The organism is Proteus sp. FME41, assembly GCF_014897315.1.
GTDB lineage: Bacteria > Pseudomonadota > Gammaproteobacteria > Enterobacterales > Enterobacteriaceae > Proteus.
Window position 1 is genome coordinate 23,003 of sequence record NZ_JABUYL010000024.1, and the last position, 25,531, is coordinate 48,533.

Annotated in this window: 24 protein-coding genes and 2 pseudogenes; 14 read left to right on the forward strand and 12 right to left on the reverse strand. The window is 37.5% G+C overall.

The genetic code is table 11. The features are described 5' to 3' along the window. The first annotated feature begins 135 nt into the window (after positions 1 to 135). Together INT04_RS16845 and cobO are read left to right on the forward strand one after the other, a co-directional pair. On the forward strand, positions 136 to 897 hold the full coding sequence (locus INT04_RS16845) for a YciK family oxidoreductase (RefSeq protein WP_193017283.1): 762 nt from the start codon (positions 136 to 138) through the stop codon (positions 895 to 897). A 25-nt stretch (positions 898 to 922) separates the two neighbouring features. Continuing rightward, positions 923 to 1,513: a cob(I)yrinic acid a,c-diamide adenosyltransferase gene (cobO, locus tag INT04_RS16850; RefSeq protein ID WP_193017260.1), complete on the forward strand. Its 591-nt coding sequence runs from the start codon at positions 923 to 925 to the stop codon at positions 1,511 to 1,513. A 57-nt stretch (positions 1,514 to 1,570) separates the two neighbouring features. Here the strand turns inward: cobO and INT04_RS16855 are convergent, their stop codons facing one another. The 4 genes from INT04_RS16855 to rnm all read right to left on the reverse strand — a co-directional run bounded on the left by INT04_RS16855 (position 1,571) and on the right by rnm (position 5,544). Then, complete coding sequence (locus INT04_RS16855) at positions 1,571 to 2,518, reverse strand: hypothetical protein (RefSeq protein ID WP_193017261.1); 948 nt, start codon at positions 2,516 to 2,518, stop codon at positions 1,571 to 1,573. A 200-nt stretch (positions 2,519 to 2,718) separates the two neighbouring features. Continuing rightward, positions 2,719 to 3,642, reverse strand: a complete 924-nt coding sequence (gene rluB, locus INT04_RS16860) for a 23S rRNA pseudouridine(2605) synthase RluB (RefSeq protein ID WP_193017262.1) — start codon at positions 3,640 to 3,642, stop codon at positions 2,719 to 2,721. 396 nt (positions 3,643 to 4,038) lie between these two features. Continuing rightward, the gene (locus INT04_RS16865; RefSeq protein WP_193017263.1) at positions 4,039 to 4,659 is read right to left on the reverse strand and encodes an L-threonylcarbamoyladenylate synthase; all 621 of its coding nucleotides are present in this window, start codon (positions 4,657 to 4,659) and stop codon (positions 4,039 to 4,041) included. A gap of 24 nt (positions 4,660 to 4,683) precedes the next feature. Beyond that, positions 4,684 to 5,544 (reverse strand): RNase RNM, encoded by an 861-nt coding sequence (gene rnm, locus INT04_RS16870; RefSeq protein ID WP_193017264.1) that lies wholly within the window; start codon positions 5,542 to 5,544, stop codon positions 4,684 to 4,686. 308 nt (positions 5,545 to 5,852) lie between these two features. On the opposite strand from rnm, the gene INT04_RS16875 reads away from it, so the two are divergent. The 6 genes and pseudogenes from INT04_RS16875 (at position 5,853) to INT04_RS16905 (ending at position 13,010) form a co-directional block, all read left to right on the forward strand. Beyond that, the gene (locus INT04_RS16875) at positions 5,853 to 7,430 is read left to right on the forward strand and encodes an anthranilate synthase component 1 (RefSeq protein ID WP_193017265.1); all 1,578 of its coding nucleotides are present in this window, start codon (positions 5,853 to 5,855) and stop codon (positions 7,428 to 7,430) included. Beyond that, positions 7,430 to 9,023 (forward strand): annotated as a pseudogene (trpD, locus tag INT04_RS19375) (bifunctional anthranilate synthase glutamate amidotransferase component TrpG/anthranilate phosphoribosyltransferase TrpD). The gene INT04_RS16875 and the pseudogene trpD overlap by 1 nt, the downstream one beginning before the upstream one ends. A gap of 4 nt (positions 9,024 to 9,027) precedes the next feature. After that, positions 9,028 to 10,392 (forward strand): bifunctional indole-3-glycerol-phosphate synthase TrpC/phosphoribosylanthranilate isomerase TrpF, encoded by a 1,365-nt coding sequence (gene trpCF, locus INT04_RS16890; RefSeq protein WP_193017268.1) that lies wholly within the window; start codon positions 9,028 to 9,030, stop codon positions 10,390 to 10,392. A 30-nt stretch (positions 10,393 to 10,422) separates the two neighbouring features. After that, the gene (trpB, locus tag INT04_RS16895; protein WP_193017269.1) at positions 10,423 to 11,613 is read left to right on the forward strand and encodes a tryptophan synthase subunit beta; all 1,191 of its coding nucleotides are present in this window, start codon (positions 10,423 to 10,425) and stop codon (positions 11,611 to 11,613) included. Beyond that, entirely contained in the window at positions 11,613 to 12,419 is an 807-nt protein-coding gene (trpA, locus tag INT04_RS16900; RefSeq protein ID WP_193017270.1) for a tryptophan synthase subunit alpha, read from the forward strand. The genes trpB and trpA overlap by 1 nt, the downstream gene beginning before the upstream one ends. 276 nt (positions 12,420 to 12,695) lie before the next feature. Next, on the forward strand, positions 12,696 to 13,010 hold the full coding sequence (locus INT04_RS16905; RefSeq protein ID WP_193017271.1) for a BON domain-containing protein: 315 nt from the start codon (positions 12,696 to 12,698) through the stop codon (positions 13,008 to 13,010). Between the two features lie 673 nt (positions 13,011 to 13,683). Here the strand turns inward: INT04_RS16905 and ompW are convergent. Beyond that, positions 13,684 to 14,322, reverse strand: coding sequence for an outer membrane protein OmpW (gene ompW / locus INT04_RS16910; protein ID WP_193017272.1), 639 nt, complete (start codon positions 14,320 to 14,322; stop codon positions 13,684 to 13,686). 433 nt (positions 14,323 to 14,755) lie between these two features. Between ompW and INT04_RS16915 the strand changes: the two genes are divergently transcribed. Beyond that, entirely contained in the window at positions 14,756 to 15,529 is a 774-nt protein-coding gene (locus INT04_RS16915; protein ID WP_193017273.1) for a YciC family protein, read from the forward strand. Positions 15,530 to 15,648: 119 nt separating this feature from the next. Here the strand turns inward: INT04_RS16915 and INT04_RS16920 are convergent, their stop codons facing one another. Beyond that, positions 15,649 to 17,454, reverse strand: a complete 1,806-nt coding sequence (locus INT04_RS16920; RefSeq protein ID WP_226894154.1) for a SulP family inorganic anion transporter — start codon at positions 17,452 to 17,454, stop codon at positions 15,649 to 15,651. A gap of 307 nt (positions 17,455 to 17,761) precedes the next feature. Between INT04_RS16920 and INT04_RS16925 the strand changes: the two are divergent. Both INT04_RS16925 and yciA read left to right on the forward strand, forming a co-directional pair. After that, positions 17,762 to 18,307: pseudogene (locus tag INT04_RS16925) on the forward strand (septation protein A); the annotation flags it as partial. 327 nt (positions 18,308 to 18,634) lie between these two features. Beyond that, positions 18,635 to 19,066: an acyl-CoA thioester hydrolase YciA gene (gene yciA / locus INT04_RS16930; protein ID WP_006536988.1), complete on the forward strand. Its 432-nt coding sequence runs from the start codon at positions 18,635 to 18,637 to the stop codon at positions 19,064 to 19,066. Between the two features lie 149 nt (positions 19,067 to 19,215). Here yciA and tonB read toward each other — a convergent pair whose 3' ends face one another. Together tonB and INT04_RS16940 are read right to left on the reverse strand one after the other, a co-directional pair. Beyond that, positions 19,216 to 19,929 carry a TonB system transport protein TonB gene (gene tonB / locus INT04_RS16935; protein ID WP_193017275.1) on the reverse strand — a complete coding sequence of 238 codons (714 nt, stop codon included), beginning with the start codon at positions 19,927 to 19,929 and terminating at the stop codon, positions 19,216 to 19,218. A gap of 113 nt (positions 19,930 to 20,042) precedes the next feature. Next, entirely contained in the window at positions 20,043 to 20,225 is a 183-nt protein-coding gene (locus INT04_RS16940) for a YciY family protein (RefSeq protein ID WP_109408740.1), read from the reverse strand. A gap of 304 nt (positions 20,226 to 20,529) precedes the next feature. On the opposite strand from INT04_RS16940, the gene cls reads away from it, so the two are divergent. The 3 genes from cls (at position 20,530) to INT04_RS16955 (ending at position 22,686) form a co-directional block, all read left to right on the forward strand. After that, positions 20,530 to 21,990, forward strand: a complete 1,461-nt coding sequence (cls, locus tag INT04_RS16945) for a cardiolipin synthase (protein WP_193017276.1) — start codon at positions 20,530 to 20,532, stop codon at positions 21,988 to 21,990. Positions 21,991 to 22,097: 107 nt separating this feature from the next. After that, positions 22,098 to 22,427, forward strand: coding sequence for an HI1450 family dsDNA-mimic protein (locus INT04_RS16950; protein WP_413465753.1), 330 nt, complete (start codon positions 22,098 to 22,100; stop codon positions 22,425 to 22,427). Between the two features lie 61 nt (positions 22,428 to 22,488). Then, on the forward strand, positions 22,489 to 22,686 hold the full coding sequence (locus INT04_RS16955) for a hypothetical protein (RefSeq protein WP_193017278.1): 198 nt from the start codon (positions 22,489 to 22,491) through the stop codon (positions 22,684 to 22,686). Positions 22,687 to 22,773: 87 nt separating this feature from the next. On the opposite strand, the gene INT04_RS16960 is transcribed toward INT04_RS16955, so the two are convergent. The 4 genes from INT04_RS16960 to INT04_RS16975 all read right to left on the reverse strand — a co-directional run. After that, complete coding sequence (locus INT04_RS16960; RefSeq protein WP_193017279.1) at positions 22,774 to 23,205, reverse strand: carboxymuconolactone decarboxylase family protein; 432 nt, start codon at positions 23,203 to 23,205, stop codon at positions 22,774 to 22,776. A 197-nt stretch (positions 23,206 to 23,402) separates the two neighbouring features. Next, on the reverse strand, positions 23,403 to 23,684 hold the full coding sequence (locus INT04_RS16965; protein WP_193017280.1) for a hypothetical protein: 282 nt from the start codon (positions 23,682 to 23,684) through the stop codon (positions 23,403 to 23,405). A 167-nt stretch (positions 23,685 to 23,851) separates the two neighbouring features. Beyond that, positions 23,852 to 24,310: a GNAT family N-acetyltransferase gene (locus tag INT04_RS16970; RefSeq protein ID WP_193017281.1), complete on the reverse strand. Its 459-nt coding sequence runs from the start codon at positions 24,308 to 24,310 to the stop codon at positions 23,852 to 23,854. A gap of 205 nt (positions 24,311 to 24,515) precedes the next feature. Continuing rightward, the coding region (locus INT04_RS16975) for a YadA C-terminal domain-containing protein (RefSeq protein ID WP_193017282.1) at positions 24,516 to 25,531 on the reverse strand (1,016 nt) is incomplete at its 5' end.

Consider the following 25,531-nt stretch of genomic DNA (forward strand, 5'->3'; position numbering starts at 1 on the left):
AACAAAGGCATGATTATGCGTAATACCATAAAGAAAACAGTGATAAAGTGTAAACAAAAAAACAGACTAAACTAGTCGCTAGACAAATAAGACGTTACACTTTATTTACTTTTTACTAGACAGGATATCAATATGTTGCAATATCAACCCGATCATAGCGTGCTAAAAGATAAAATTATTCTAGTAACAGGTGCTGGTGATGGCATTGGAAAAGAAGCGGCACTGACTTATGCACAATATGGTGCGACACTTATCTTATTAGGCCGCACGCTATCAAAACTTGAAGATGTTCAAGAAGAAATCATCATATCAGGTGGACAACAACCTATGTTATACCCACTTGATTTGCTCACCGCGACAGAAAATGATTTTCAGCAATTTGCTGATACACTCGTTAAGCGCTTTCCTCATCTTGATGGTGTATTACAAAATGCCGGCTTATTAGGTGTTGTCGAGCCTATTATTAATCAGCCAAGTAACCTTTGGCATGATGTTATGCAAGTAAACGTTAATGCGACATTTATGCTCACAAAGGCGCTATTACCTTTAATGCTAAAAGCACCTCATGCAAGCCTTATTCTTACTACATCAAGCGTGGGTCGCCAAGGTCGTTATGGCTGGGGAGCTTATTCTGTGTCTAAATTTGCCACAGAAGGCTTTATGCAAGTACTTAATGAAGAATATAACGACAGTACCTTACGCATTAACTGTATTAATCCTGGTGGTACTCGTACCTCAATGAGAGCCAGCGCATTCCCTGATGAGAATGCACAAAAACTAAAAACACCTAAAGATTTGATGCCGTTGTATCTCTATCTTATGAGTGATGACAGTATTGATGTGAAAGGACAATCTTTAGACGCTCAACCGGGGCGTAAAGCAGGCCCTGCTGAATAATGTAATTTATATTTGAGGTAGCAAAATGAGTGACGCACAACACCAAAAACGCCAGCAACGTTTAAAAGAGAAAGTAGATACTCGAATTGAACAAGCTCAACGAGAGCAAGGTATTTTGATGATCTTTACCGGAAATGGTAAAGGAAAAACAACGGCAGCGATGGGAACGGCAACACGCGCAGTAGGTCATCAAAAAAAGGTCGGTGTTGTGCAGTTTATTAAGGGGACTTGGGAAAATGGCGAACGAAATCTATTGGAACAAGCAGGCGTACCATTTTATGTTATGGAAACTGGCTTTACGTGGGAAACTCAAGATAAAAGTACAGATACTGCGGCCTGTTTAAATACATGGCAATATGCACTTAAACTGCTTAATGACCCAGAATACGATCTGGTTATTCTTGATGAAATTACCTATATGATCAGCTTTAATTATTTGCCATTAGATGAGGTAATTTCTGCTATTCGTTCTCGTCCCGCACACCAAAATCTAATTATTACAGGAAGAGGCTGTCATAGAAAATTAATTGAGTTAGCTGATACGGTAACAGAAATGCGTCCTATCAAACACGCATTTGATAGTGGGATCAAGGCACAAAAAGGTATAGATTGGTAATAATGATTTACTCACTTTTGTTATTGTTTACTATCAAAAATAAAAATGAATAGTTATTTATATTAAAACAGGTTCACTTAATATACCTGCGCCAAATATACGCCCGGTTTCATTTATTAACTGAAAGTAAGCTTCTTTATCATCAAGTATATCATTTTGTATTTGTTGGCTATAAACCATTGCCATAACCATAATATGTAAATGATATTCATTATAGTAATTTTGCTTTTCGTTGGGATCCCGCGAAGTCAAATAGGAGTTAGTAATTTTATAAATATTTTTTGCTTCTTTCAGCAATTCACTATTATTAAATTCAATACGACTTAATGTAGGAATAAAATCATCAGTTCGAGTATTTTCATCATTTATCCAATTGTATTTATTTTTTCCTTTATCAGAATCTAATAAATTACCCCCTGAATAGACTTGAATACCATCAGGTTCTTGTGATAAAAAATCTTGAAATTCTATTTGGGAAAAACACTTAGTTAATACATTTCCTATTCCTTTGTTTTTCGAATCAGATAAATAAGTTGGTATAGATTCATTCAAAGGTACTTCACAGCGAAAGACATTATTATCTATAAATAACGCATCAGAACTATTTATAGCGCCATGAACAAGCTGACCACCAACCCAGACAGAATGGGTTGTTAGATAAAGGTGCTCATTGTTTGTCTCTGTAGAAAAAATAGAAGTAAAACTATAGTAGATATCTCTAGATGGATTAATTATTCCACCTCGATTATCTGGATAAACCATGAAGATTTTCTTTTTTCCTGTTGCATCAACTAATACATGCTTTCCATTTTCTAATTTTATTTTTTTTACTTCTCCCGTGTTAATCCAAAAAGCATTGTTATCAATCTGGAAGACTAGTGGTGTGTTTTTATTATTACTAATATAAAATACACCTGATTGTGAATTTACATTAATAGCCGGATCACAACCAGCAGTAAGAGAAGTTGCACATAATACTGTTGTTAAATAAAAAGAACGATGCATATTATCGCGTATACCTTATGGTAAAATATACAAATAAACATTAATGTAACAAAAATAACTTATCACCTTATTAATCTAATCATCATAGTTTTATTTATAAAAAAAAGAAAGCGATCAAAAAAAGAAGCACCCTAATTTTATGGGTGCCTCTTAATGCATAATGATAATTTAATTTAAAATAATAAATAATTATTCGATAACTATTTTTTATTTCCTGCAGATTGGCGACGACTTGTTGCTCTTTTCGCAGGTGATGTTGAAGTGCGTTCTGAGATTTTGGTATGACGTTTAACCGCACGACGAATTTGATTCGCTTTAATACGACGCTGGTCTTTTTCTACCGCAACTTTTGTCACTGTTTCATCATTTAATTCAACTAACTGGCGTAAGTAGTTAATTTGATTTAATCCAAGTTCAACCCAGCCACCACGAGGTAAGCCTTTTGGTAAATCAATATCGCCATAACGAACACGAATAAGACGACTAACCTGAACACCCACCGCTTCCCACATACGGCGAACCTCACGGTTACGACCTTCCGTCAGTGAAACGTTGTACCATTGGTTAATCCCTTCACCGCCACGATAAGAAACAGAACGGAATGACGCTGGACCATCTTCCAACTGTACACCGCGAGTTAATTGACGAATTTTTGCATCATCAATTTCACCAAAAACACGTACTGCATATTCACGTTCAACTTCACGACTTGGGTGCATTAAACGGTTTGCTAATTCGCCATCTGTTGTAAATAACAATAATCCACTGGTATTGACATCAAGACGACCCACTGCAATCCAGCGAGCACTATTAAGACGAGGAAGACGTTGGAAAACGGTAGGACGGCCTTGTGGATCACTGCGAGTACACAATTCACCTTCAGGTTTGTAGTAAGCCAGCACACGACAAACATCTTTTTGTGCTTCACGAATATTTAAAACACGGCCATCTAAGCGGATTTTTGCTGTTGTGGTGACATCGATACGATCACCTAATTTTGCTTTTGTACCATCAATACTAATACGTCCTTCTTGAAGGTAGCCTTCAATTTCACGACGAGAACCGTGACCAGAACGGGCAAGAATTTTTTGTAATTTTTCAGTATGTTGCGATTTATCGCTCATGAAACAACCTCATGTGTCGCCTTCACAGGCGTCATAAAAATAGAATTAATTTTTAAAAATCAATTAAGTAAAAATGGCCCATGTTTATTAAAATGATAAATAAACACAGGTTTATTGATTCAATAGTGAACAATGTTGATAGTTTTCATATCAACATTGTGATAAATAGTGTCGATAAAACAAAGGTGATGACATCGTGCCACTTAATTTGTGGCTTAAGGTTAACGAAAATGCTCGTTGCTATAACCGATTTTAAAAACGGACACCGTGATTTTTATCGCAATGTATAAATTTAACACAAGCAATAAATCCCTTCACCTTTTATCTCTTTATCTTGCGATAAATTCTTCACTATAGGTCTATTTCATCGACATTGAGTGCAATGAATTAAATCGCTTACTGAAATGGCGTAATATCACCCGTACCTTCACGCACAATGACTGGGCTATCTTCAGTTAAATCAATCACTGTTGTTGGTTTTTGTCCTAAGTAACCACCGTGGACCACTAAATCAACTTGTTTACTTAATAAGTCATTGATTTCTTCAGGATCAGACTCTGCAAAATCATTTCCAGGTAAAATCAAACTTGTTGACATCAGTGGTTCACCTATGTTTTCTAACAACGCTAATGCAATAGGGTTAGAAGGAACACGCAAGCCAATTGTTTTACGTTTATCATTCATCAAACGCTTAGGCACATCTTTAGTCGCTTTTAAGATAAAAGTGTAGTTACCTGGGGTATTATTTTTAATTAAACGAAATACCACATTATCAACATGAGCGTAAGTCGCAATTTCGGATAAATCACGACACATCAATGTAAAATTATGGTTTTTATCTAATTGGCGAATACGACAAATTCGCGTCATTGCATCTTTGTTTTCTAGACAACAGCCAATAGCATAGCCAGAATCTGTTGGATAAATCACCACTCCGCCTTTGCGTAAAATATCAGCACTTTGTTCAATTAAACGAGCCTGCGGGTTATCAGGGTGAATATAAAAAAGTTGGCTCATACATCCCTCAACGAATTTCTGATGTTACTCCTGCCATAGCGACCAAACTGGTTCAACGCCACCGGGTAACCATAAATTACGTCCCAACTCTATCCACGAGCAAGGACGATGAAAATCAGAACCTAACGAAGCTTTTAGCGCATAAAGTTGCGCTAATGCTGCGTGTTGTTCCCGTTCTTGTGGTGGTTGTTGGCATTGTGCCACTTCGATTGCATCACCACCTTGTTGTTTAAAGTAAAGCGTTAATCGTTTTAACCATTTAGAGGATAGACCATATCGACCTGGGTGTGCTAACACAGCAACTCCCCCCGCAGCATGAATCGCCGTGACAGCGTCACTAATTGAGCACCACTGTGGCGGTACGTAGCCTGTTTTGCCTTTCGCTAAGTAACGTTTAAACACTTTATTCACTGAAGCAACATGTCCGTCATTTACTAAAAAACGAGCAAAATGCCCTCGCGTTATTTGTCCACCCAATGCTAACGCCTTAGCGCCGTCAAATGCCTTTGGGATGCCCGCTTTTTCTAGCCGCTCACCTATCATTATCGCACGCGTTTCGCGACATTGGCTTTGTGATGAAAGTAGTGTTTTCATGGCGTTATGGTCGATATCAATATTCAATCCAACAATATGGATTTCTATATTCTCCCACAAAGTTGATATTTCGACACCTGATATCAGGGTAAGAGGTAGATTTTTTTCTGCAATGTAATGATTAGCTGAAGCAATTGCTGCAGTGGTATCGTGATCCGTTATTGCTAACACATTAATTTGACGCTCTATTGCCCTATCAACCAACTCTTCTGGTGAAAGCTCGCCATCTGACGCAGTAGTGTGGCTGTGTAAATCATAAATCACTCTTAAATCAGATAGCCCTTCAGTCATCACTTCTCCCTTTTCACCTTAGCAAGATAATAATTTTTAAAGAGTATGCCATAAAGTACTTGACGAACCTAACGCAATCCAGTTTACTAGTACGCAACACGAGCTAGTTCGCTCTCTATTTATCTGTCGTTAGCTGTAAGGAGATCTTATGAATATCAATCAACATCTTATCGCTCTTTGGTGGCGCAATACTCTTTTATGGGCGGTTTGATCTCCGACTTAACGTCAGTGATATCTAAAACCCGCCTATGCGGGTTTTTTTATGCATAAAAAACAGTAAATAAAGAAAATAATATAGAGCGATAACAATGAATACATCACTTGCATTCTCATTTAATATCAAGGCAACGCCACTGCCTTATCACAGCGAACCTACTTTGCTTTTCAATACATTATGTGAAGATCGTTATCACACATTATTGTTAGAATCTGCACAAGTTGATACTAAAGCAAATTTAAAAAGCTTATTAATTGTTGATAGTGCTTTGCGTATCAGTGCAGTAAAAAATCAAGTCACCATTGATGCATTAAGTATTAATGGTCAAGCGCTATTACCCGCTTTAAAAATCGCACTAAAAGAAAAAGCCGATTTAATGCTAGATAGCGATAACCAATGTGTTTTTACCTTTTCAGCCCCAACACAAGAGATTGATGAAGAAAGTAAATTAAAATCAGCCAGCGTATTTGATGCATTGCGCTTCTTTCTGGGTGATAAAAATACCAAAGATGCACATTTCATCTTTGTTGGCGGTTTATTTGCTTATGACTTAGTGAGTGGATTTGAGCCCATTCCTGAGTTAGAGAGTGTCTTTTCATGCCCGGATTACTGTTTTTATTTAGCTGAACAATTAATCGTGATCGACCATCAAAATCAAGATAGCCAGTTAGTTTCCATTGCATTTACTGATGATAAAACAGAATGTCAGCGCCTTTCTTCACGGCAAACACAACTGCTGGCATTGGCTAAGCTCCCCTTAAAACGTCCAGTACGCAAAACGTTAACAGCCAAAGAATCAACAATACACGGCAATATGGATGATAAAGGTTACGGCGATATTGTTGAGGCAATGAAAGCCTATATTCGTCGTGGTGATATTTTCCAAGTGGTTCCGTCTCGTCGTTTTCAGGTTGCTTGTCCTTCACCTCTTGCTGCTTATCAGGTGTTAAAAGAGAAAAATCCAAGTCCTTATTTGTTCTATATGCAAGATGCTTTATTTACTGTCTTTGGCGCATCACCAGAAAGTGCATTGAAATATCAAGCCAGTGATCGCCAAATTGAAATCTATCCCATTGCAGGAACTCGCCCTAGAGGACGTAATGCGGATGGTTCGATTAATGCAGATTTAGATAGTCGAATTGAACTTGAAATGCGCACTGATACCAAAGAACTTTCAGAGCACATAATGCTAGTCGATTTGGCCCGTAATGATTTAGCGCGTATTTGCCAAGCGGGTAGCCGTTATGTTGCAGAGTTAACAAAAGTTGATCGTTATGCTTTTGTGATGCACTTAGTCTCAAGAGTGGTTGGAAAATTACGTGATGATTTAGATATTTTCCATGCTTACCAAGCCTGTATGAATATGGGAACGCTTTCGGGAGCCCCTAAAGTCAGTGCCATGCAACTGATTGCACGTTATGAGAAAACCAAACGTGGCAGTTATGGTGGTGCCATTGGTTATTTCACGGGTGATGGTGATTTCGATACTTGCATAGTTATTCGCTCAGCCTATGTTGAAAATAATATTGCGACAATTCAAGTCGGTGCTGGAATTGTGCTCGATTCTGATCCAAAAATGGAAGCGGAAGAGACCCGCAATAAATCACAAGCGGTTATCAATGCCATTTTACAAGCTCATACCGATAATCAAATACAGGAGGCTTGCTAATGGCGACTATCTTACTTCTCGATAATATCGACTCTTTTACGTACAACCTTGTCGATCAGCTTCGTAGCCTTGGTAATAATGTCGTGATTTATCGCAATAGTGTCACTGCTGATTTTATTGAGCAAAAATTGCGTGAACTCGATAACCCTATTTTACTGTTATCTCCGGGGCCAGGCGCACCATCACAAGCAGGTTGCATGCCTGAACTGCTAAAACGAGTATTAGGCACATTACCTGTGATTGGTATTTGCTTAGGTCATCAAGCCATTATTGAAGCTTACGGTGGTAAAGTTTCTTCATGCGGAGAGATCTTACACGGCAAGGCAACATTAGCTGAACATGATAACAGCGAAATGTTTGTAAATTTACCTAACCCTTTACCCGTTGCTCGTTATCATTCGCTTTCAGGAGAACACGTCCCAGAACAACTTATTATCAATGCGTGGTGCGATAACACTGTTATGGCGGTGCGTCACCGTCAACATAAAACTTGTGGTTTTCAGTTTCACCCAGAATCAATTTTAACCACAAAAGGCGCACAACTTTTGGCACAAACAATCGCATGGGCATTAACACCTGAAGGAGACGCATAAAATGGACACTATCTTCAACAAATTATTTAGCGCACAACAGTTAACATTAGAAGAAAGCCAAACCCTGTTTAGTGCCATTATTCGCGGTGAATTAACAGAATCACAATTAGCCGCCGTTTTAATCAGCATGAAAATGCGCGGCGAACATCCACAGGAAATCGCGGGTGCTGCACGTGCATTACTTGAAAATGCCCTGCCATTTCCGCGCCCTGATTACACTTTCTGCGATATCGTAGGAACAGGGGGGGACGGTGCAAATAGCATTAATATTTCAACCGCAAGTGCATTCGTGGCGGCAGAAGTCGGTATTAAAGTTGCCAAACACGGCAACCGCAGTGTATCTAGCCGCTCTGGTTCTTCCGACTTATTAGCGGCATTTGGTATTCCGTTAGACCGAAGTGCTGATGATGCACGTCAATTACTCGATGAAGTGGGCTTATGCTTTTTATTTGCGCCTCAATATCACAGTGGTTTTCGTTTTGCAGCCCCTGTGCGCCAACAACTGAAAACACGCACCTTATTTAATGTATTAGGCCCTTTGATTAATCCTGCTCGCCCGCCATTAGCATTAATTGGTGTGTATAGCCCTGAATTATTGATGCCTATTGCAGATACACTAAAAGTATTGGGGTATGAACGTGCCGCCGTAGTACACAGTGGTGGTATGGATGAAGTGTCGTTACATGCGCCCACTCAAGTTGCTGAGTTACGTAATGGTGAAATTACACGTTATGAACTCACACCCAGTGATTTTGGTCTTCGCCCTTGTGCAATGGCTGATTTGGAAGGTGGGACACCTGAAGTTAACCGTCAATTATTGGCGGACTTACTACAAGGTGAAGGAAAAAGAGCACATACCGAATCAGTCGCCGCTAATGTCGCTTTATTAATGCGTTTACATGGGCAAGAAGATTTAAAAATAAATACTGAAGTTGCTATGCACGCCATTTATAGCGGTAAAGCAATAAATCGTGTCACTGCATTAGCGGCAAGAGGATAAAAACATGACTGTATTAAACGCCATTGTAAAAGATAAAGCTGAATATCTGATTGCACGTAAAGCAAACCAACCGTTATCAGAATTTGTGCATCAGTTAGTGCCTTCAACGCGATCGTTTTATCAGGCATTAACACAGCCTAATACTGTTTTTATTTTAGAGTGTAAAAAAGCATCACCCTCAAAAGGATTAATTCGCGCTGATTTTGATCCCGTTACCATTGCAAAAATTTATCAGCCTTATGCGGCGGCAATCTCAGTATTAACCGATGAAAAGTATTTTCAAGGGAGCTTCGATTATGTACGTCAAGTCAGCCAAGCCGTACATCAGCCCATTTTGTGCAAAGATTTTATTATTGATGAATACCAAATCTATTTAGCACGTTTTTATCAAGCAGATGCCATTTTATTAATGCTCTCTGTCTTAAATGATGATCAATATCGTGCACTGTCGGCAGTTGCTCATCAATTAAATATGGGCGTATTAACCGAAGTCAGCACAGAAGAAGAGCGCCAACGGGCAATTAAGCTTGATGCCAGAGTTATTGGTATTAATAATCGCGATTTGCGTGATCTCTCTATTGATTTAGCGCGTACTCAGCAATTAAGCCAAGGATTACCTAGAGATGCAATCGTGATCAGCGAGTCTGGTATTCATACCCACCAGCAAGTCCAAGAGTTAAGCCAATATGCTAATGGTTTTCTGGTAGGTAGCGCCTTAATGTCACAAGACAATATTGACCAAGCGGTAAGAGCACTCGTTTTTGGAAAGCATAAAGTGTGCGGATTAACGCGTACACAAGATGTAAAAGCGGTTTATCAAGCCGGTGCTTATTATGCAGGATTGATTTTTGCAGAAAAATCCCCGCGTAAAGTGACATTGTCACAAGCACAGGAGTTGATAACACAAGCCCCTTTAGCGTTTGTAGGTGTTTTTCAAAATCAACCCATTACACTTATTTGTGAGTATGCTGAAAAACTTAATTTATCTGCTATTCAATTGCATGGGCAAGAAGATGCTCAGTTTATTGAGCAACTTAGACAAAAAATTCAACCTAGCTGTGAGATTTGGCAAGCAATAAATATGGCAATCCACAGTGATATTTCTCCCGTTTCACACGTTAATAAATATGTACTTGATAACGGTAAAGGCGGAACAGGAACAACGTTTAATTGGCAAAAAATTCCAAATACATTACGCGAAAAAGCATTACTTGCAGGCGGCCTTAACAGTGAAAATTGCTTAGATGCCGTTAAAACAGGCTGTATCGGGCTTGATTTTAACTCTGGCGTAGAATCCGCCCCAGGCATAAAAGATGCACAACGTCTAAACCAAGTCTTTGCACAATTACAGCGAAACTACATTTCATAAAGATAAAATTTTAAACAGGATGACATCACAATGAGAAAACTTAACCCCTACTTTGGCGAATTTGGTGGCCAATATGTACCTGAAATCTTAATTCCTGCATTGGATCAACTCGAACAAGCTTTTATTGATGCACAAAACGATCCTTCATTTCAGCAAGAATTCCAAGATTTATTAAAAAATTATGCAGGTAGACCAACGGCATTAACGCTTTGCCGTAATTTAACAGAAGGCACGCGAACTCGTTTATACCTAAAGCGCGAAGATTTACTGCATGGTGGCGCTCATAAAACTAACCAAGTCTTAGGTCAAGCATTACTGGCAAAACGTATGGGCAAAACCGAAATAATTGCAGAAACGGGCGCGGGTCAACATGGTGTGGCCACTGCTTTAGCCTGTGCACTACTTAATATGAAATGTCGTGTTTATATGGGTGCAAAAGACGTTGAACGTCAATCCCCTAACGTTTTTCGTATGCGTTTAATGGGTGCTGAAGTTATTCCCGTTCATAGTGGTTCATCTACCTTAAAAGATGCCTGTAATGAGGCATTACGCGACTGGTCTGGTTGTTACGACCGTGCTCACTATTTACTAGGAACCGCCGCAGGCCCTCACCCTTACCCAACAATTGTACGTGAATTCCAACGTATGATTGGTGATGAAGCTAAAGCGCAGATCCTAGATCGTGAAGGTCGTCTACCCGATGCAGCTATTGCTTGTATTGGTGGTGGTTCAAATGCCATCGGGTTATTTGCTTCATTTATTCCTGAAACATCAGTACAACTGATTGGTGTTGAACCTGCGGGGAAAGGTATTGAAACAGGTGAACATGGCGCCCCCCTCAAACACGGTAAATTAGGGATCTATTTTGGGATGAAATCCCCCATTATGCAAACGGATGAAGGACAAATTGAAGAATCTTATTCCATTTCTGCGGGTCTTGATTTTCCATCTGTAGGGCCACAACACGCACATTTAAATAGCATTGGACGTGCCGATTATGTATCTGTTACAGATGATGAAGCAATAGAAGCATTTAAAGCACTTTCTCGCCGTGAAGGAATTATTCCAGCATTAGAATCTTCTCATGCTCTAGCTTACGCACTTAAATTAATTGCACAAAATCCAGACAAAGAACAATTACTGATTGTGAACTTATCAGGCCGTGGCGATAAAGACATTTTTACTGTAAACGATATTTTAGCAGCAAGAGGAGAAATCTAATGAGCCGTTATCAAAACTGCTTTAATGCATTAGCACAAAAACAACAAGGTGCATTTGTTCCCTTTGTAACATTAGGTGATCCTTCTCCTGAGCTGTCATTACGCATTATTGATGCCTTAATTGAAGGTGGCGCAGATGCATTAGAAATTGGTATTCCATTTTCCGATCCCCTTGCCGATGGCCCAACTATTCAAGGCGCTAACTTACGGGCGCTTGATGTCGGTGTAACCCCCACTGATTGCTTTGCTCTTTTAACCAATGTACGTAAAAAACACCCTAATATTCCGATTGGATTATTAGTTTATGCCAACCTTGTATTTAGTAATGGCATTGACAATTTTTATAGTAAATGCGAGCAAGCAGGTGTGGATTCCGTCTTAATTGGTGATGTACCTTTGCGTGAATCAAAAGAATTTCGTGAAGCAGCACAAAGAGCCAATATCAGCCCTATCTTTATTTGCCCACCTAATGCTGATGATGAGCTTTTACAAGAATTAGCCACCTCAGGCAAAGGTTATACCTATTTACTCTCAAGAGCCGGTGTAACGGGTACAGATAAACGTGCTGAACAATCACTGACGCATCTTACTGACAAACTAAAAACGCATAATGCACCACCTGCATTACAAGGGTTTGGTATTTCAGAACCTAAACAAGTCAAAGAAGCAATTGCCAATGGCGCCGCTGGGGCAATTTCAGGCTCTGCGGTAGTTCAAATTATTGAGAAAAATCTCCATCAGCCTGAAGTGATGCTAAAAGCACTCACTCAGTTTGTTAAAGAAATGAAAGCGGCTACACTCTCTTAACTATCGTAATCAATCCGCTTTAGGAGAATAGTTTGCTATTTTTCTAAGCGGATTACTCTTAATTCATCATTTATTGACTCACGCTTTTGGAGGCCCGTTTTGGGGCTTAGCCCGCATGAAATGGCGCAATCCCTCTTCTTTCTCCATTTAAAGTAACATAATCAATACCTATAAAAATTTGGCAATATTTTATTTTTTGCACATACTTTATAAAGCGCTTTATGTTTTCTTTTCAAAAATACTCAATCAATTACGCAATGTATAAGGAGTTTGATAATGAAACTATGGGCAAAAATCTCCGCTGTCATGGCGGCATTACTGATGGCATTTACGTTGTCTGCATGTTCTCCAACTGCAACGTCAGAAGGTACTGGGGGTTATTTTGATGACTCCGTGATCACCACCAAAGTTAAAACAGCACTAATCGGTGAAAAAAAGCTTAATTCAACACAAATTAGCGTTGAGACTTTTAAAGGTAAAGTTCAACTAAGTGGTTTTGTCTCTTCTCAAGCGGATGCTAATCGAGCCATTGAAGCAACACGCAAAGTTACAGGCGTAAAAGGCGTTATCAACTCAATGGTTGTTCGCTGATCCCCTTTTTATTCTAGTCTTCCTTTAGCTTTACTTTTTAGACCACTTCGGTGGTCTTTTTTCGTTTATAAGTTTGTTCCCATTGTTCATGGCTACCATTAAGCAGATCAAGTTTTGTAAAAAACCAAATTAATCAAAAATAGTCTATTTTTATACCGCACGAAGAAAAGTACATAAAAAAGAACAAAACAAAAGGATTTTTAATCATTTCGCGTTCAAAAACCAATCATCCAGTTATTGTTAGTACAACACTTTATTAGCCCCTGTTATTCCTTTGTTACTTTTATTTATCTATTGATAAATAAAGTAGTTTTACTAAAATGAAATATAAAGATGCATTTTAAATGCACCTATAAAATACCCTGTTTTATCAATTACAATGCTATTTATTATTAATAAATAGAAATAAATAATTTTTAATTTATTTATAGCTAAACATTAAAATGCATATTAAATGCAACTTAAAAGATATTTAAATATTAAATGTTTCTTTTTAAATACATCTTTATCTATTTAAGACTATTTTAAAATAACTCTTATTTTAAGTATTAATAATAAAACAGTATCTTTTGATAATCTAAAAAAGAAAGTTATCTTGTGAATTTAAAACATAAAAAAAGCGGAGATAAACTCCGCCTTTTCATTATGCGATATTCTTTTAAAGAAAGAATAATTAGAAACGGTAACCCACACCAAACATAAATACAAACGGATCTAAGCGTGTATCAATTGAATGTTTTTCACCTGTACTATCACGGAATTTAACATCAGTTTCGATATTCATCCACCAAACAGATGCATTCAGCATCCAGTTTTTATCGAGGTTATAATCTAAACCTACTTGTGCCGCAAAGCCCCATGAATCCTTAAGATCCAAGTCTGATAAACCTGCGCCTTTACCCGCTGAATTGAATTTTTCATCAAAGAAAGTCGTAAAGTTAAGACCCGCACCTAAATAAGGACGTAGTTTATCTTCTGCACTACCGAAGTAATATTGTGCCATTAATGTTGGTGGTAAATGTTTAATAGTCGCAATTTCACCAAAGTTTGTTAATGAAACTTTATGCTCAAAAGGAGTAGCTGCTAATAATTCCACACCAATATTATCAGTAATCATATACCCGAAGGTTAAACCTAGTTGAGTATTATTATTAGCCTTGAAATGTCCGATATCTAATACATTATCAGAACCTGCATTAGGGCGAACCGTTGCAGTACCCGCACGGAATAAAAAATCACCCGCTTGGTGAGCAAAAGAAATAGAAGGCGCAAGAGTTGCAGCCGCTAAAATAAGCGCAGAAAGTTTTTTCATTATTTAACCCATTCCTGTAATAAGTAAAATCTCCGCTAAAAATATAACCATTTATTGATAATTATGATCTAATGCCGATCACAACTTTGGAATTATTTTTGCAGAAAGTGTTATTTCTCTTTTTATTATTTATCAATGCGATTATTTATAATTGATCCACATCAAATTACCCATTAATACAATTTTTTCTTATAATTAAATTTATTCTTAGTAATATTTTTTGAATAAAAAACATCCTAAAAAGAGGTATTAAAAAATTAAGTTATTTTTATGTTAATATAATGTTTGTTTTGTTTTAAATACTAAGGATATTTTGATGATCCATAGCAAGAAAAAAACCAAATAAGAGAAGTAAGAGAAAATATCCCTTTTTGTTGTTGTAGAAGGTACAATAGCGCGCATTGACTTAGTCTATTTTTATAGGAGCAGTTTCATGCCTACCACGGCACGCACAATCTACCGAGACAGTCTGAATTTTTATAAGAATGAACGACGTAGCATTGTTACCCTTTCCGCTATCCTTGCTATTATTTTAGCGATAGTTCATGTCTTAATTGGCCCTAATCCTCAAGAGTATCAATTGATGATTGAATTTGTGGCTAATTTTAAAAATACACAGCTTTCTTCTACTTCTCCTGCTGAATTAGAAGCAATGTCAAACAGTGTCGTGGGTATCGCCAAAAAAGTGTTATCACTGTATGCATTTGAAACACTACAGCAAAGCATCTTAGTTCTAACCTTATTGATGTTCACTATGGCGATCTCTACAGGTCACAATGTCACCCTAGGTCAAACATTTAATGCCTGTTTACCTCGCTTACCAAAAATGTTTTTACTGATTGTCCTATGCTCTATTTTAATTAGCGCCGGTTTTATGGTGATGATTATTCCTGGCATCATCTTACTCATCGGTTTTGCATTAGCACCGGTTGTTTTAGTGCGCCAACAAAATATGGGAAGTGCAATACGTTTAGGTTGGAAAGTTGGGTTTAGTGAATCTGGCTCACTTATTCCTGCTTTAGGCATTTGGATTTTATTGCAGTTTGGTATTGGTTTTGTGGGCAACCTTACCGTTCAATTACCCGATATTATTCATAATTTCTTATTCTATCTCCTGAAAAATATGGCTTCAGCTTGGTTGATTATTTACTTGTTTCGCTTATTTATGTTGGTTGAGAACAAATACACAACACAACAAACGCGCTAATTTACTCAAAACATAGCTCCCCATAGAATTTACCAATAAAAAATCCCGTGTATAAGTTAACCACTTATCACGGGATTTTACTTTTTACTCAGCACTACTCGTAAAAATGACTAGAATATTTAAGGTGTTGATGTCTGTCCCTCTGTCGGCACTTCTGATATCAACGCGTCGTTATCCTCTGCTTCTTGTTTTAATGCCTCTTTTCTTGCTTCTTTCTGTTTTTCTTTGATCTGCTGGCGGCTTTGATAAAGTCGGATCACAAAATAAAGGTCGGGCGCGATAATCAAGTCATCTTCATTGAGTGAAATCTTATTACGTTCAATCCAGCGATTTAATTCGGTTCTGCGTCCTGCTAAAACCAATTTAACGCCTTTTATTCGCAATTCTCGTATTAGTTCATCAATGGCCGCAAATACGCTGACATCATCATAGGTAAAGCTTACGGCAGCATCTACCGCTAACCATGCAGGTCGTTGAGGCGCGCTATCAACAAGTTGAAGCACCCGTTTTTTAAAATAACCCACATTAAAATAAGTCAGTGGTGAATTAAAACGGTACATCATTAGGCCATCAATAGGTTCAATACCATTATCTTTATTCATTGAGTGAACCATACCCTGTTCATCAATACCTAATAACTGATCGCTTGGGCGAAAAACAATACGTAAAAACTGTAACAAACCTAATAAAACAGCAAAGCCGATACCGTTAATTAGTCCTGCCAATAACACGGCTAATAATGTAAATGATGCCAATGTAAATGCTTGCTTATTACGTTTACGATAAGACCAAATATGACGAATACTCAGCAATGACCATGAAGAGACGATCAACACAATTCCCAGTGATGATAATGGAATATAAGCAAGAAAATCGGTCATAAATAATAGCACTAGCAAAATAACCAGTGCAGCAATAATGGAAACTAATTGCGTTTTACCACCAACAGAATCATTGACTGCGGTACGGCTACTTGCCGCACTTACCGCAAATCCTTGAGAAAGCGCTGCCGCAATGTTGGCAATACCTAATGCTTTTAACTCTTGGTCTGCATCAACATCATAGCCATTTTTGCTAGCAAAACTACGAGCCGTCATCATAAAACTGACAAAGCTAATGACAGCCAAGTTTATGGATGGAACCAATAGTTCTCGTAATACACCGGGATGAAATCCACTCATGGATACAACAGGTAAAAACAGATCAACATTGCCTGCGTCTTTATTCACAATAGCAATGCCATAACTGACTAAATCAAATTGCCAACTGAGATAAGTCATCACAACCATGGCAATTAAAGGCGCTGGCCATCGGCTACGAAAATAACGAATACCTAATAGTAACGCTAATGTTATCGCCGACATTAATACCGTGGGTAAATGGGCATCCATTAATCGAAATGGGACTTCAATTAATTTTTCAATTAAATGCTCAGGGGAAGTATCAAACCCAAATACTTTGCTAATTTGCCCCACCATAATGGTGATCGCAACCCCATTTAAAAGTCCTTGAAGAATAGGACGCGAAAGAAAATCAGTAAAAGCACCTAATCGAAAATGGCTGGCTAAAATACACCAAAAACCCGTCATTGCCGTCATAATAATGGCTAATTGCCACCGCGTATTCTCATCCCCTGCCGATAATGGAATAACAACCGCCGCAATAACCGCACACGTTGCTGCATCAGGCCCTGTTATTAATTGGCGAGACGTACCAAATAAAGCATAAATAATCATGGGAAGAATACAGGCATATAACCCAACAATAGCGTTAATCCCTAATAATTCGGTATAAGCAATTGCGACAGGCAATGCAACCGCAGCAACAGAAAGCCCTGCTTTTAAATCATAACCAAAGTATTTACGCTTATAATTAAACAATAAGCCTAATCCTGGCATCCATTTTATTATTCTTTTTCCGTTCATTGATTTCCTCTTATCAGAAATACTTTTTTATTTATGCATTCATCAAAAAGTGGCGGTAATGTTGATGAGTTACTGAATCATATACTAGAGTAATATTTAAATCCTCTTCCATTACTTAAGCTTTAATTTAAATTTGACATAAATACAATTATGTTGATTTTTCATTGAGTTATTTCAGATAAAAATAACACTTGTTGTGTAATTTAACGTGCCATAGTTAAAGATATGCAATTGTTTACCCATTTTCTGTCACTTTGCATTAGAATAGCCACGTTTATGAATTTAATTACATAGGTTCCTATCTGTTATGAAAAATGGCTGGCTTAAGCAATTACTTGATTTCGCTCCACTATTAGTCTTTTTTATCTTCTATAAATGGCAAGATATTTTCTATGCTTCAGGTGCATTAATTGTCGCGACGTGGATCTCTGTCGGCTTAACATGGCTTATTTTCCATAAAGTTGAGAAAGCCCCCCTCATTACCGCCGTGGTTGTCACTATTTTTGGCTCATTAACTATTTTCTTCCATTCTGCTGATTTTATTAAATGGAAAGTCACTGCTATTTATGCCATTTTTGCCGTTGTATTAATTGGTATGCAGTTATTTACGCCAAAAACATTAATGGAAAGAATGTTAGGTAAAGAACTTGCCATGCCACCAGCTAACTGGAAAAAAGTAAATATAGCTTGGGTTATTTTCTTTTTTGCTTGTGCGGTAGGTAATATTTACGTGGCATTCTCTTTACCCGAAGAGACTTGGGTTAATTTTAAAGTCTTTGGCTTAACTATTTTGACCTTCATCTTTACGATCGCCAGTGTGGTGTATATCTGGAATAACCGTTTACCAGAAGAACACGCTGAAGATGAAGTAACACAAAATGATGAACATGAATTATCAGATGGTATGACAAAACAAGCCTCTAAACCAACGTCACACGATGCGCATTCAAAATCTGAATAATTATTTTTATTTTATTGGGAGATGTGTGCTCTAAATAACTCAAGCGTAGCTAGGCGACAAGTGAGTAAGTCGCTAGGAGCATACAATAGTATGTGACTCATGCGAATGAACGCAGTCAACAACACTGCAACTTGAAGTACGACGAGTCACGCTACAGCTTGAAGTATGACGAGAAACATCTCTTTGGTTTCAACATTATTTACAGATACTTTATATCCCATGACTGAACAACAATCTTTGCCTAACGGTGAGCTCGTTTTACGCACCCTTGCCATGCCTGCTGATACTAACGCCAATGGTGATATTTTCGGTGGCTGGTTAATGTCTCAAATGGACATTGGTGGTGCAATTTTAGCGAAAGAAATTGCGTTAGGTCGTGTCGTTACTGTAAGTGTAACGGGCATTACCTTTCTTAAACCGGTTGCTGTTGGCGATGTCGTTTGTTGCTATGCGCGTTGCTTAAAAACAGGTAACTCTTCAATTACTGTTAATATTGAAGTCTGGGTTAAGAAAGTCGCCACAGAACCTGTCGGCCAACGTTATCGAGCAACAGAGGCAGTATTTACCTACGTTGCCGTTGATGAGAACAACTCAGCGCGCCGATTACCTGAAGGTAAAGCCCACTTCACGCTAACAAGTACAATGGAATAAAACGCCATTACGACAATTCGATTACAACGAATAGCGTGAAAACATTAAAAATTAAATACTAAAAAGGCACTGATTAAAGTGCCTTTTATTTATCTGGTATCAAATGTCGATATTGCTTTTTTAGCTATATCTACTAATTTTTATCAAAATTAGCTTGCTGATATCCCTGTTAATTTAAATTCAATAATCGCAATTTTTCCTTTATAAGGAATTTTTTCATAACGCCATTGGCGCATTGCCCTTTTAACATCTCGCTCAAAGACATTTTTTGGATCAGCCGAAATAATTTCCACATTATCGACTCGTCCATCAGCATCAACATCAAAACGCACTTTGACAGAACCTTCAATCCCCACAGCTTGCGCGCGTGGGGGGTATATAGGTAACCCTTGACGTACCGCATTAGGGACTTTACCTTCACCACTACTGGCTACTGCAACCGGTTTCTCATCACCTTTATCACTTGGCTTTGCCGTCGGATTAAGATTTTTAAGATCATTGCCTTTATTTACAACTAAAGGTTGTGGTCGCTCAACAGGCGGTTTCGGTTTCTCTACCGGTTTTGGTTTTGGCTTAGGTTTCGGTTCTGGTTTTTTCTCTATCGGTTTTTCAATAACAGGTTTCACATCTGGAATAGGCTCAGGCTCTGGTTCGGGTTCGACAACCGGCTCAGGTTCTGGAGGCGTGACTTCTTCAACCACAGGTTCTGGTTCACCAGCAGGCTCCTGCGCAGCAAATGCCAACATTTGTATAGAGATAGGTTCAGGTGTTACTGGCTCATCTTCTATAACATAGAACATCGCTGCTGCAACCAGTGAGGCATGCAGACAGAGTGATATGAATACCCAAAGCTTCCAACGCATAACGTCTCTTATTTCACCTAAAGAAAAAATAATGCCCCTAGTTTAAATGCAAATAGCAATCATATTCAATAACGTTTATCAAAATGATTGATATTAACTGTTAAAAAGTGAATTTATGAGTTCCATTCTATGTGTTGTACAAACAAAAGTGCTCTGTGTTTTTTTGATGTATCAAGTTTACGTAGTTTATAAATTCGGAAATTACGACGAGATTGCCCCTCTAACCATCGGCGACGTTTACGTAATACTTGCCTCATCATTCGCCAGCGTGCAACTTCATTCCTACTGTGTCTCATGCTATCAGCACCTATTTTTCAAATAAGTGATGTATTATAAGACGTTCATTTTGTGATCCAAGAGCTGATTTATAGTTTGCTTGATTTTCATTCATTCTTTGAGCATTTCTCACAAAGAAAAAATAAATAAAGAGTTGTATCTTATTGCTTATTTAATGCTTATCTCTTATGAAAGAGATTTGACAGAGATAATAATCCTGATTTAATAACAACATTCGGCAAATAACAAAAATAATGAACTATTTTTAGTAAATTGCCTTTAGCTTATCCATGCGATTCATTTTCAACGGAAAATAGCTCTACTATGACAACATTTTATACTGTATTAAGTTGGCTAACCTTTTTCTTCTATTGGCTATTAATTGCTGGGGTCACTTTTCGTGTCCTGATGCATCGGCGTCCTGTGACATCAACAATGACCTGGTTACTGATCATCTATATCCTACCATTAGTTGGTGTCATCGCTTATTTTGCCTTTGGTGAATTACACCTTGGCAAGCGACGCGTTGAACATGCAAAGCAAATGTGGCCATCCGTTGTGGCTTGGCTTGAAGACTTAAGAAAATGTAAGCATATTTTTGCTACGAGTACGAGTGATGTTGCAACGCCCCTTTTTCAACTCACCGCTAAACGCCAAGGAATTAAAGGTGTTAAAGGGAATAAAATTGAGCTTTTAACGACGTGTGAAGATTCACTAAATTCAATTACACGCGATATTAATAATGCTCGTAATAATATTGAAATGGTCTTTTATATTTGGCAATCAGGTGGCTTAGTTGATGAAGTTACTGATGCGCTAATCAACGCCGCTAAGCGTGGTGTAAAATGTCGCATCATGGTGGACTCTGCGGGAAGTTGGAACTTCTTTCGAACCAAAGGCCCTGATGTTATGCGAGCAGCAGGTATTGAATTTGTAGAATCATTGCATGTTAATTTGTTTCGTTTTTTCTTGCGCCGCATGGATTTACGTCAACACCGAAAAATCGTATTGATTGATAACTATATTTCTTATACTGGAAGTATGAATATGGTTGATCCTCGCTATTTCAAACAAGATTCAGGTGTGGGGCAATGGATTGATATTATGGTAAGAATGGAAGGTCCTGTTTCTACCACATTAGGTATGATTTATGCCTTTGACTGGGAAATGGAAACTGGCGAGCGCCATTTACCCCCTCCTCCTGATGATAATATTATGCCTTGTGAACAAGAAAGCGGGCATACAACACAAGTTATCGCATCAGGGCCAGGCTTTCCTGATGAGCTTATTCAACAATCGTTAATTACGGCCATTTATTCAGCTAGAAAAGAATTAGTCCTCACAACACCTTATTTTGTACCTAGTGATGATCTTGCTCATGCTATTTCGACAGCCGCTATGCGAGGCGTTGAGGTCAGCATTATTGTGCCTCGTAGTAATGACTCTTTTCTTGTACGTTGGGCAAGTCGTGCATTTTTTACAGAAATGCTTGAAGCAGGTGTGAAAGTCTTTCAGTTTGAGGATGGCTTATTACATACCAAAAGCGTCATGGTTGATGGGCAACTTAGTATGGTCGGCTCAGTGAATCTTGATATGCGAAGCTTGTGGCTAAACTTTGAAATTACTGTCGTTATTGATGATGAAGGTTTTGGTAGCGATTTAAGCATTGTACAATATGATTATATTGCCCGTTCTACTGAGTTGACGCTACAAGAGTGGGAAAAACGCCCTTTCTTAAATCGTGTATTAGAACGTATCTGCTATTTCTTTAGCCCTCTGTTATAACAGAAATGTTATAATCCAAAAGATCATAAAGATAGGCAACAATATATTTTGCTTAATACGCAAACAGCCTATAAACAACACAAAAACTATTGGAATACTAAACAGGCATTACCATGAATCAACCAACCTTACTCAGTGAAGACGAAGCCCTAGAACAAGCTTATGATTTATTTTTAGCTCAAGCGGCTGATAATTTAGATGTTGCCGATCAATTACTTTTTAATCTGCAATTTGAAGAAAGAGGTGCTGCAGAGGTGGTTCCATTAGGTAATGATTGGCAATTTATTGTCGGCCTTCCAATTACATCAGCCCGTTTTAGTGAAGTGATTATTGGACTTGCGCCTGACGATGATTCCGATATTGATGATATTTTTGGCCGAGTATTAATTAGTCGCGACCCACTACAACCGATGTTTCATATTATCTGGAAATTATAATCACTTCTATCTTCACCTGCTTATATTTTAGCGGGTGATTTTTATTTCAGAGAGAAATAAAATGAGTGAAAGCCACTTTATCATTGATACTATTTTTGCCTTAGCTTTCTTTGGTGCATTTTACTGGTATATCTGCGTAGCTATTATTATCGTCATGCTCTATGCCACAGTAAAAACACAAAAAACGTTATTTCGTATCTTATTTATACTCATTGCTTTAATTTTTACTTATTTACCCTTCATGCAATATCTTTGGTAAAAATTAAACAAACAAAATCAAAAGCGCCCTATCAGCGCTTTTTCCTTTATTTTTATTTGGGCTTCTTATTTATATAAATAATATTAATTACTGACGCAAACTCACAGCAATACGATTAAAAGCATTCATTAATCCAATAGCCAATGTTAGATCACTCATTTCTGTATCTGTAAAATACGCTTTAACCTGCTGATAAATATTATCATCCGTATTGTTTGCTGAAATATTACTGACAGCCTCTGCCCATAATAATGCAGCTCGCTCTTTATCAGTAAAACGCTCACTTACTTGCCAGCCATTTAGTGCATCTAATTTATTTTGAGCAACATGATGATTACGCAATGAATTATTGTGCATTTCTAAACAGAAAGCACAGCCATTAATTTGAGACACTCTTAAATAGATAAGCTCAATCAACGTGATATCCAGTGAACTATCTTCTAATGCTGTTTTACATTGAATTAAGCCCGCATAAGCTGTAGGACTGAGTTTTGGGTAAGATAAGCGAAGCTTTGACATAATTTCCTCACAATTCACAATAAAAACAAACTCACAACCAACTGTATATAAACACAGTAACAATATATTCAATTTATGGTGATGTGTTTATCAATTTTGTGGTATTTGTGTTTAGAGATGACAATCTTCAGTATAAGCAACTTAATTTACTACTTATTCTTTATTAGATAGATGTCACTTATTATGAGTTATATCCGTTATTCAAAGCATTTGGATGAATGAGCAATAGTTAAAAACATTGTGCCTTCTCTTGTCAGCGTACTGTCTTTTTTTATTGGTGGTGATTTCACCATTCTATCGATTTCAGTTGAAGAAAATTTATCACTTGCTTCATTATAAAAACACAAACATTGATCTTTGCTCACGTTACTATAGATATTTAGTGTATTCATACAATACTCAATAACTTTATTTTCTTGTGATTCAGAACACGCGGGTAGTAAAAATAAAGATAAAATAATAATTAATGTTTTTTTCATAACTATTCCACTGTTGTGTTAGATTCATTTAATTATGAAAAAATTATTTCATTAAAGCGGGGAAATTATCACGATATAAATCAAATTTAAGTGGATAATTATTATTTACACCAGACAAATAGAGAGAATATTTTACTTTCCTCTCTATTCTATATTTTTCATCTTTTTTATTTAGTATTTATACTTATTTTATTTAATCTTAAATGTAACAATGGAAAAGGATTTCCTTGTCCATCTAACTCAGAACGCCCTATTTGCTCAAATCCCATATGAAAATAAAAACCAATTGCTTGAGGATTTTGTTCATCTACATCTAATTCATCAATATGCAGTGTATTTATCGCGAAAGTTGCAAGTAATTTACCGCAACCATGCCCTCTAGAATTCGCATCAAAAAATAGCATTTCTAACTTATTTTCTGCTGTACCTAAGATCCCATGAATAACATTATTATGGTCTATCGCAATATAGGTATTAAGCATAGGAAAATACTGTTCTACAATATCTTTTTTAAGCGATAAGATGATCTCTTCGGATAGAAATGTATGCGTAGCTCTAACCGACGATTCCCAAACTGCAATCATTTCATCATAGTGTGAAGATTCTGCTTTTATTACAGTTAACATACTTTTCTCTCCATAAAATATGGCATCTTAAAACACATCAATTGAAAATCAATCTCCCCTAATAAAAAACACACGTTTAGTGTGTGTTAAATAGGTTTTTAATAAGTTAAGATCAAAAATAGAGAGATAAGCGTTTACAATTATATTAAATAAAAAAGGTTGGCTAATATTTCTGCCAACCCTTTTATTGATACATCAAGCTAAATTACCACTCAAAGTTAACACCCGCACCATACATTAAATCACCCGAATTTGATGTTGATGTAGAAACACTGGCTTTAGCTGCTATATTTTCATTAAAACGATAACCACTCCCTACAGCTATTGCGTTTTCAGAATTATATCCACCCATTGCAGCACTCACGTTAAATTTACCAACACTATAAGGTTGAAATAAATTGGCCGTTGCTGCTGACATCGCAAATCCACGTTTCATTTTGTCATCAAAATCATTTATACGGCTTTCTAGTTTATCAATACGTGCACTATTATGATTTGCTAAATTCCATGCATTATTCGCTGTTTTATTAGCAATATTCGCCGTATTATTCGCAGCATTTGCCGTGTTATTGGCAATATTTGAAGTGTAATATGCGTTATTGGCTGTAGTATTAGCCGTATTAGCAATCGTTTTAGCATCAACAGCTGTTGATTGCGCATTATCAGCACTCACTTGTGCTTTATCTGCACTTGTTTGTGCCTTATTTGCACTATCTTGAGCTTTATTAGCTGTCGTTAACGCCGTTCCTGCCGTTGTTTTAGCTTCATTTGAATTTATTAATGCCGTATTCGCCGTTGTTTTTACTTCGTTTACGGTTGTTTTTACTTCATTAACCGAAGTAAGCGCCGTATTTGCTGTGGTTTTTGCATCTGTTGCAGTTGTTAAAGCAGTATCAGCCGTTGTTTTCACTTCGTTTACGGTTGTTTTTACCTCATTAACCGAAGTAAGCGCCGTATTTGCTGTGGTTTTTGCATCTGTTGCGGTTGTTAAGGCAGTATCAGCTGTTGTTTTCACTTCGTTTACGGTTGTTTTTACTTCATTAACCGAAGTAAGCGCCGTATTTGCTGTGTTTTTTGCATCTGTTGCGGTTGTTAAGGCAGTCGTTGCCGTTGTTTTTGCATCTGTTGCTATTGCTTTAGCATCATTTGCTGTTGTTAATGCCGTCGTTGCCGTCGTTTGGGCCTCTGTTGCCGTTGTTAATGCCGTTGTTGCCGTCGTTT

Bases quoted from the DNA above. Each gene is read 5' to 3' on its own strand.
- INT04_RS16865 (WP_193017263.1), bottom strand. From the start codon at position 4,659: ATGAGCCAACTTTTTTATATTCACCCTGATAACCCGCAGGCTCGTTTA.
- INT04_RS16955 (WP_193017278.1), top strand. From the start codon at position 22,489: ATGAGTGAAAGCCACTTTATCATTGATACTATTTTTGCCTTAGCTTTC.
- trpB (WP_193017269.1), top strand. From the start codon at position 10,423: ATGAGAAAACTTAACCCCTACTTTGGCGAATTTGGTGGCCAATATGTA.
- rluB (WP_193017262.1), bottom strand. From the start codon at position 3,642: ATGAGCGATAAATCGCAACATACTGAAAAATTACAAAAAATTCTTGCC.
- trpCF (WP_193017268.1), top strand. From the start codon at position 9,028: ATGACTGTATTAAACGCCATTGTAAAAGATAAAGCTGAATATCTGATT.
- INT04_RS16960 (WP_193017279.1), bottom strand. From the start codon at position 23,205: ATGTCAAAGCTTCGCTTATCTTACCCAAAACTCAGTCCTACAGCTTAT.
- INT04_RS16970 (WP_193017281.1), bottom strand. From the start codon at position 24,310: ATGTTAACTGTAATAAAAGCAGAATCTTCACACTATGATGAAATGATT.
- INT04_RS16940 (WP_109408740.1), bottom strand. From the start codon at position 20,225: ATGAGACACAGTAGGAATGAAGTTGCACGCTGGCGAATGATGAGGCAA.
- ompW (WP_193017272.1), bottom strand. From the start codon at position 14,322: ATGAAAAAACTTTCTGCGCTTATTTTAGCGGCTGCAACTCTTGCGCCT.
- INT04_RS16965 (WP_193017280.1), bottom strand. From the start codon at position 23,684: ATGAAAAAAACATTAATTATTATTTTATCTTTATTTTTACTACCCGCG.
- INT04_RS16915 (WP_193017273.1), top strand. From the start codon at position 14,756: ATGCCTACCACGGCACGCACAATCTACCGAGACAGTCTGAATTTTTAT.
- rnm (WP_193017264.1), bottom strand. From the start codon at position 5,544: ATGACTGAAGGGCTATCTGATTTAAGAGTGATTTATGATTTACACAGC.
- trpA (WP_193017270.1), top strand. From the start codon at position 11,613: ATGAGCCGTTATCAAAACTGCTTTAATGCATTAGCACAAAAACAACAA.
- INT04_RS16905 (WP_193017271.1), top strand. From the start codon at position 12,696: ATGAAACTATGGGCAAAAATCTCCGCTGTCATGGCGGCATTACTGATG.
- INT04_RS16855 (WP_193017261.1), bottom strand. From the start codon at position 2,518: ATGCATCGTTCTTTTTATTTAACAACAGTATTATGTGCAACTTCTCTT.
- tonB (WP_193017275.1), bottom strand. From the start codon at position 19,929: ATGCGTTGGAAGCTTTGGGTATTCATATCACTCTGTCTGCATGCCTCA.
- yciA (WP_006536988.1), top strand. From the start codon at position 18,635: ATGACTGAACAACAATCTTTGCCTAACGGTGAGCTCGTTTTACGCACC.
- INT04_RS16920 (WP_226894154.1), bottom strand. From the start codon at position 17,454: ATGAACGGAAAAAGAATAATAAAATGGATGCCAGGATTAGGCTTATTG.
- cls (WP_193017276.1), top strand. From the start codon at position 20,530: ATGACAACATTTTATACTGTATTAAGTTGGCTAACCTTTTTCTTCTAT.
- cobO (WP_193017260.1), top strand. From the start codon at position 923: ATGAGTGACGCACAACACCAAAAACGCCAGCAACGTTTAAAAGAGAAA.
- INT04_RS16875 (WP_193017265.1), top strand. From the start codon at position 5,853: ATGAATACATCACTTGCATTCTCATTTAATATCAAGGCAACGCCACTG.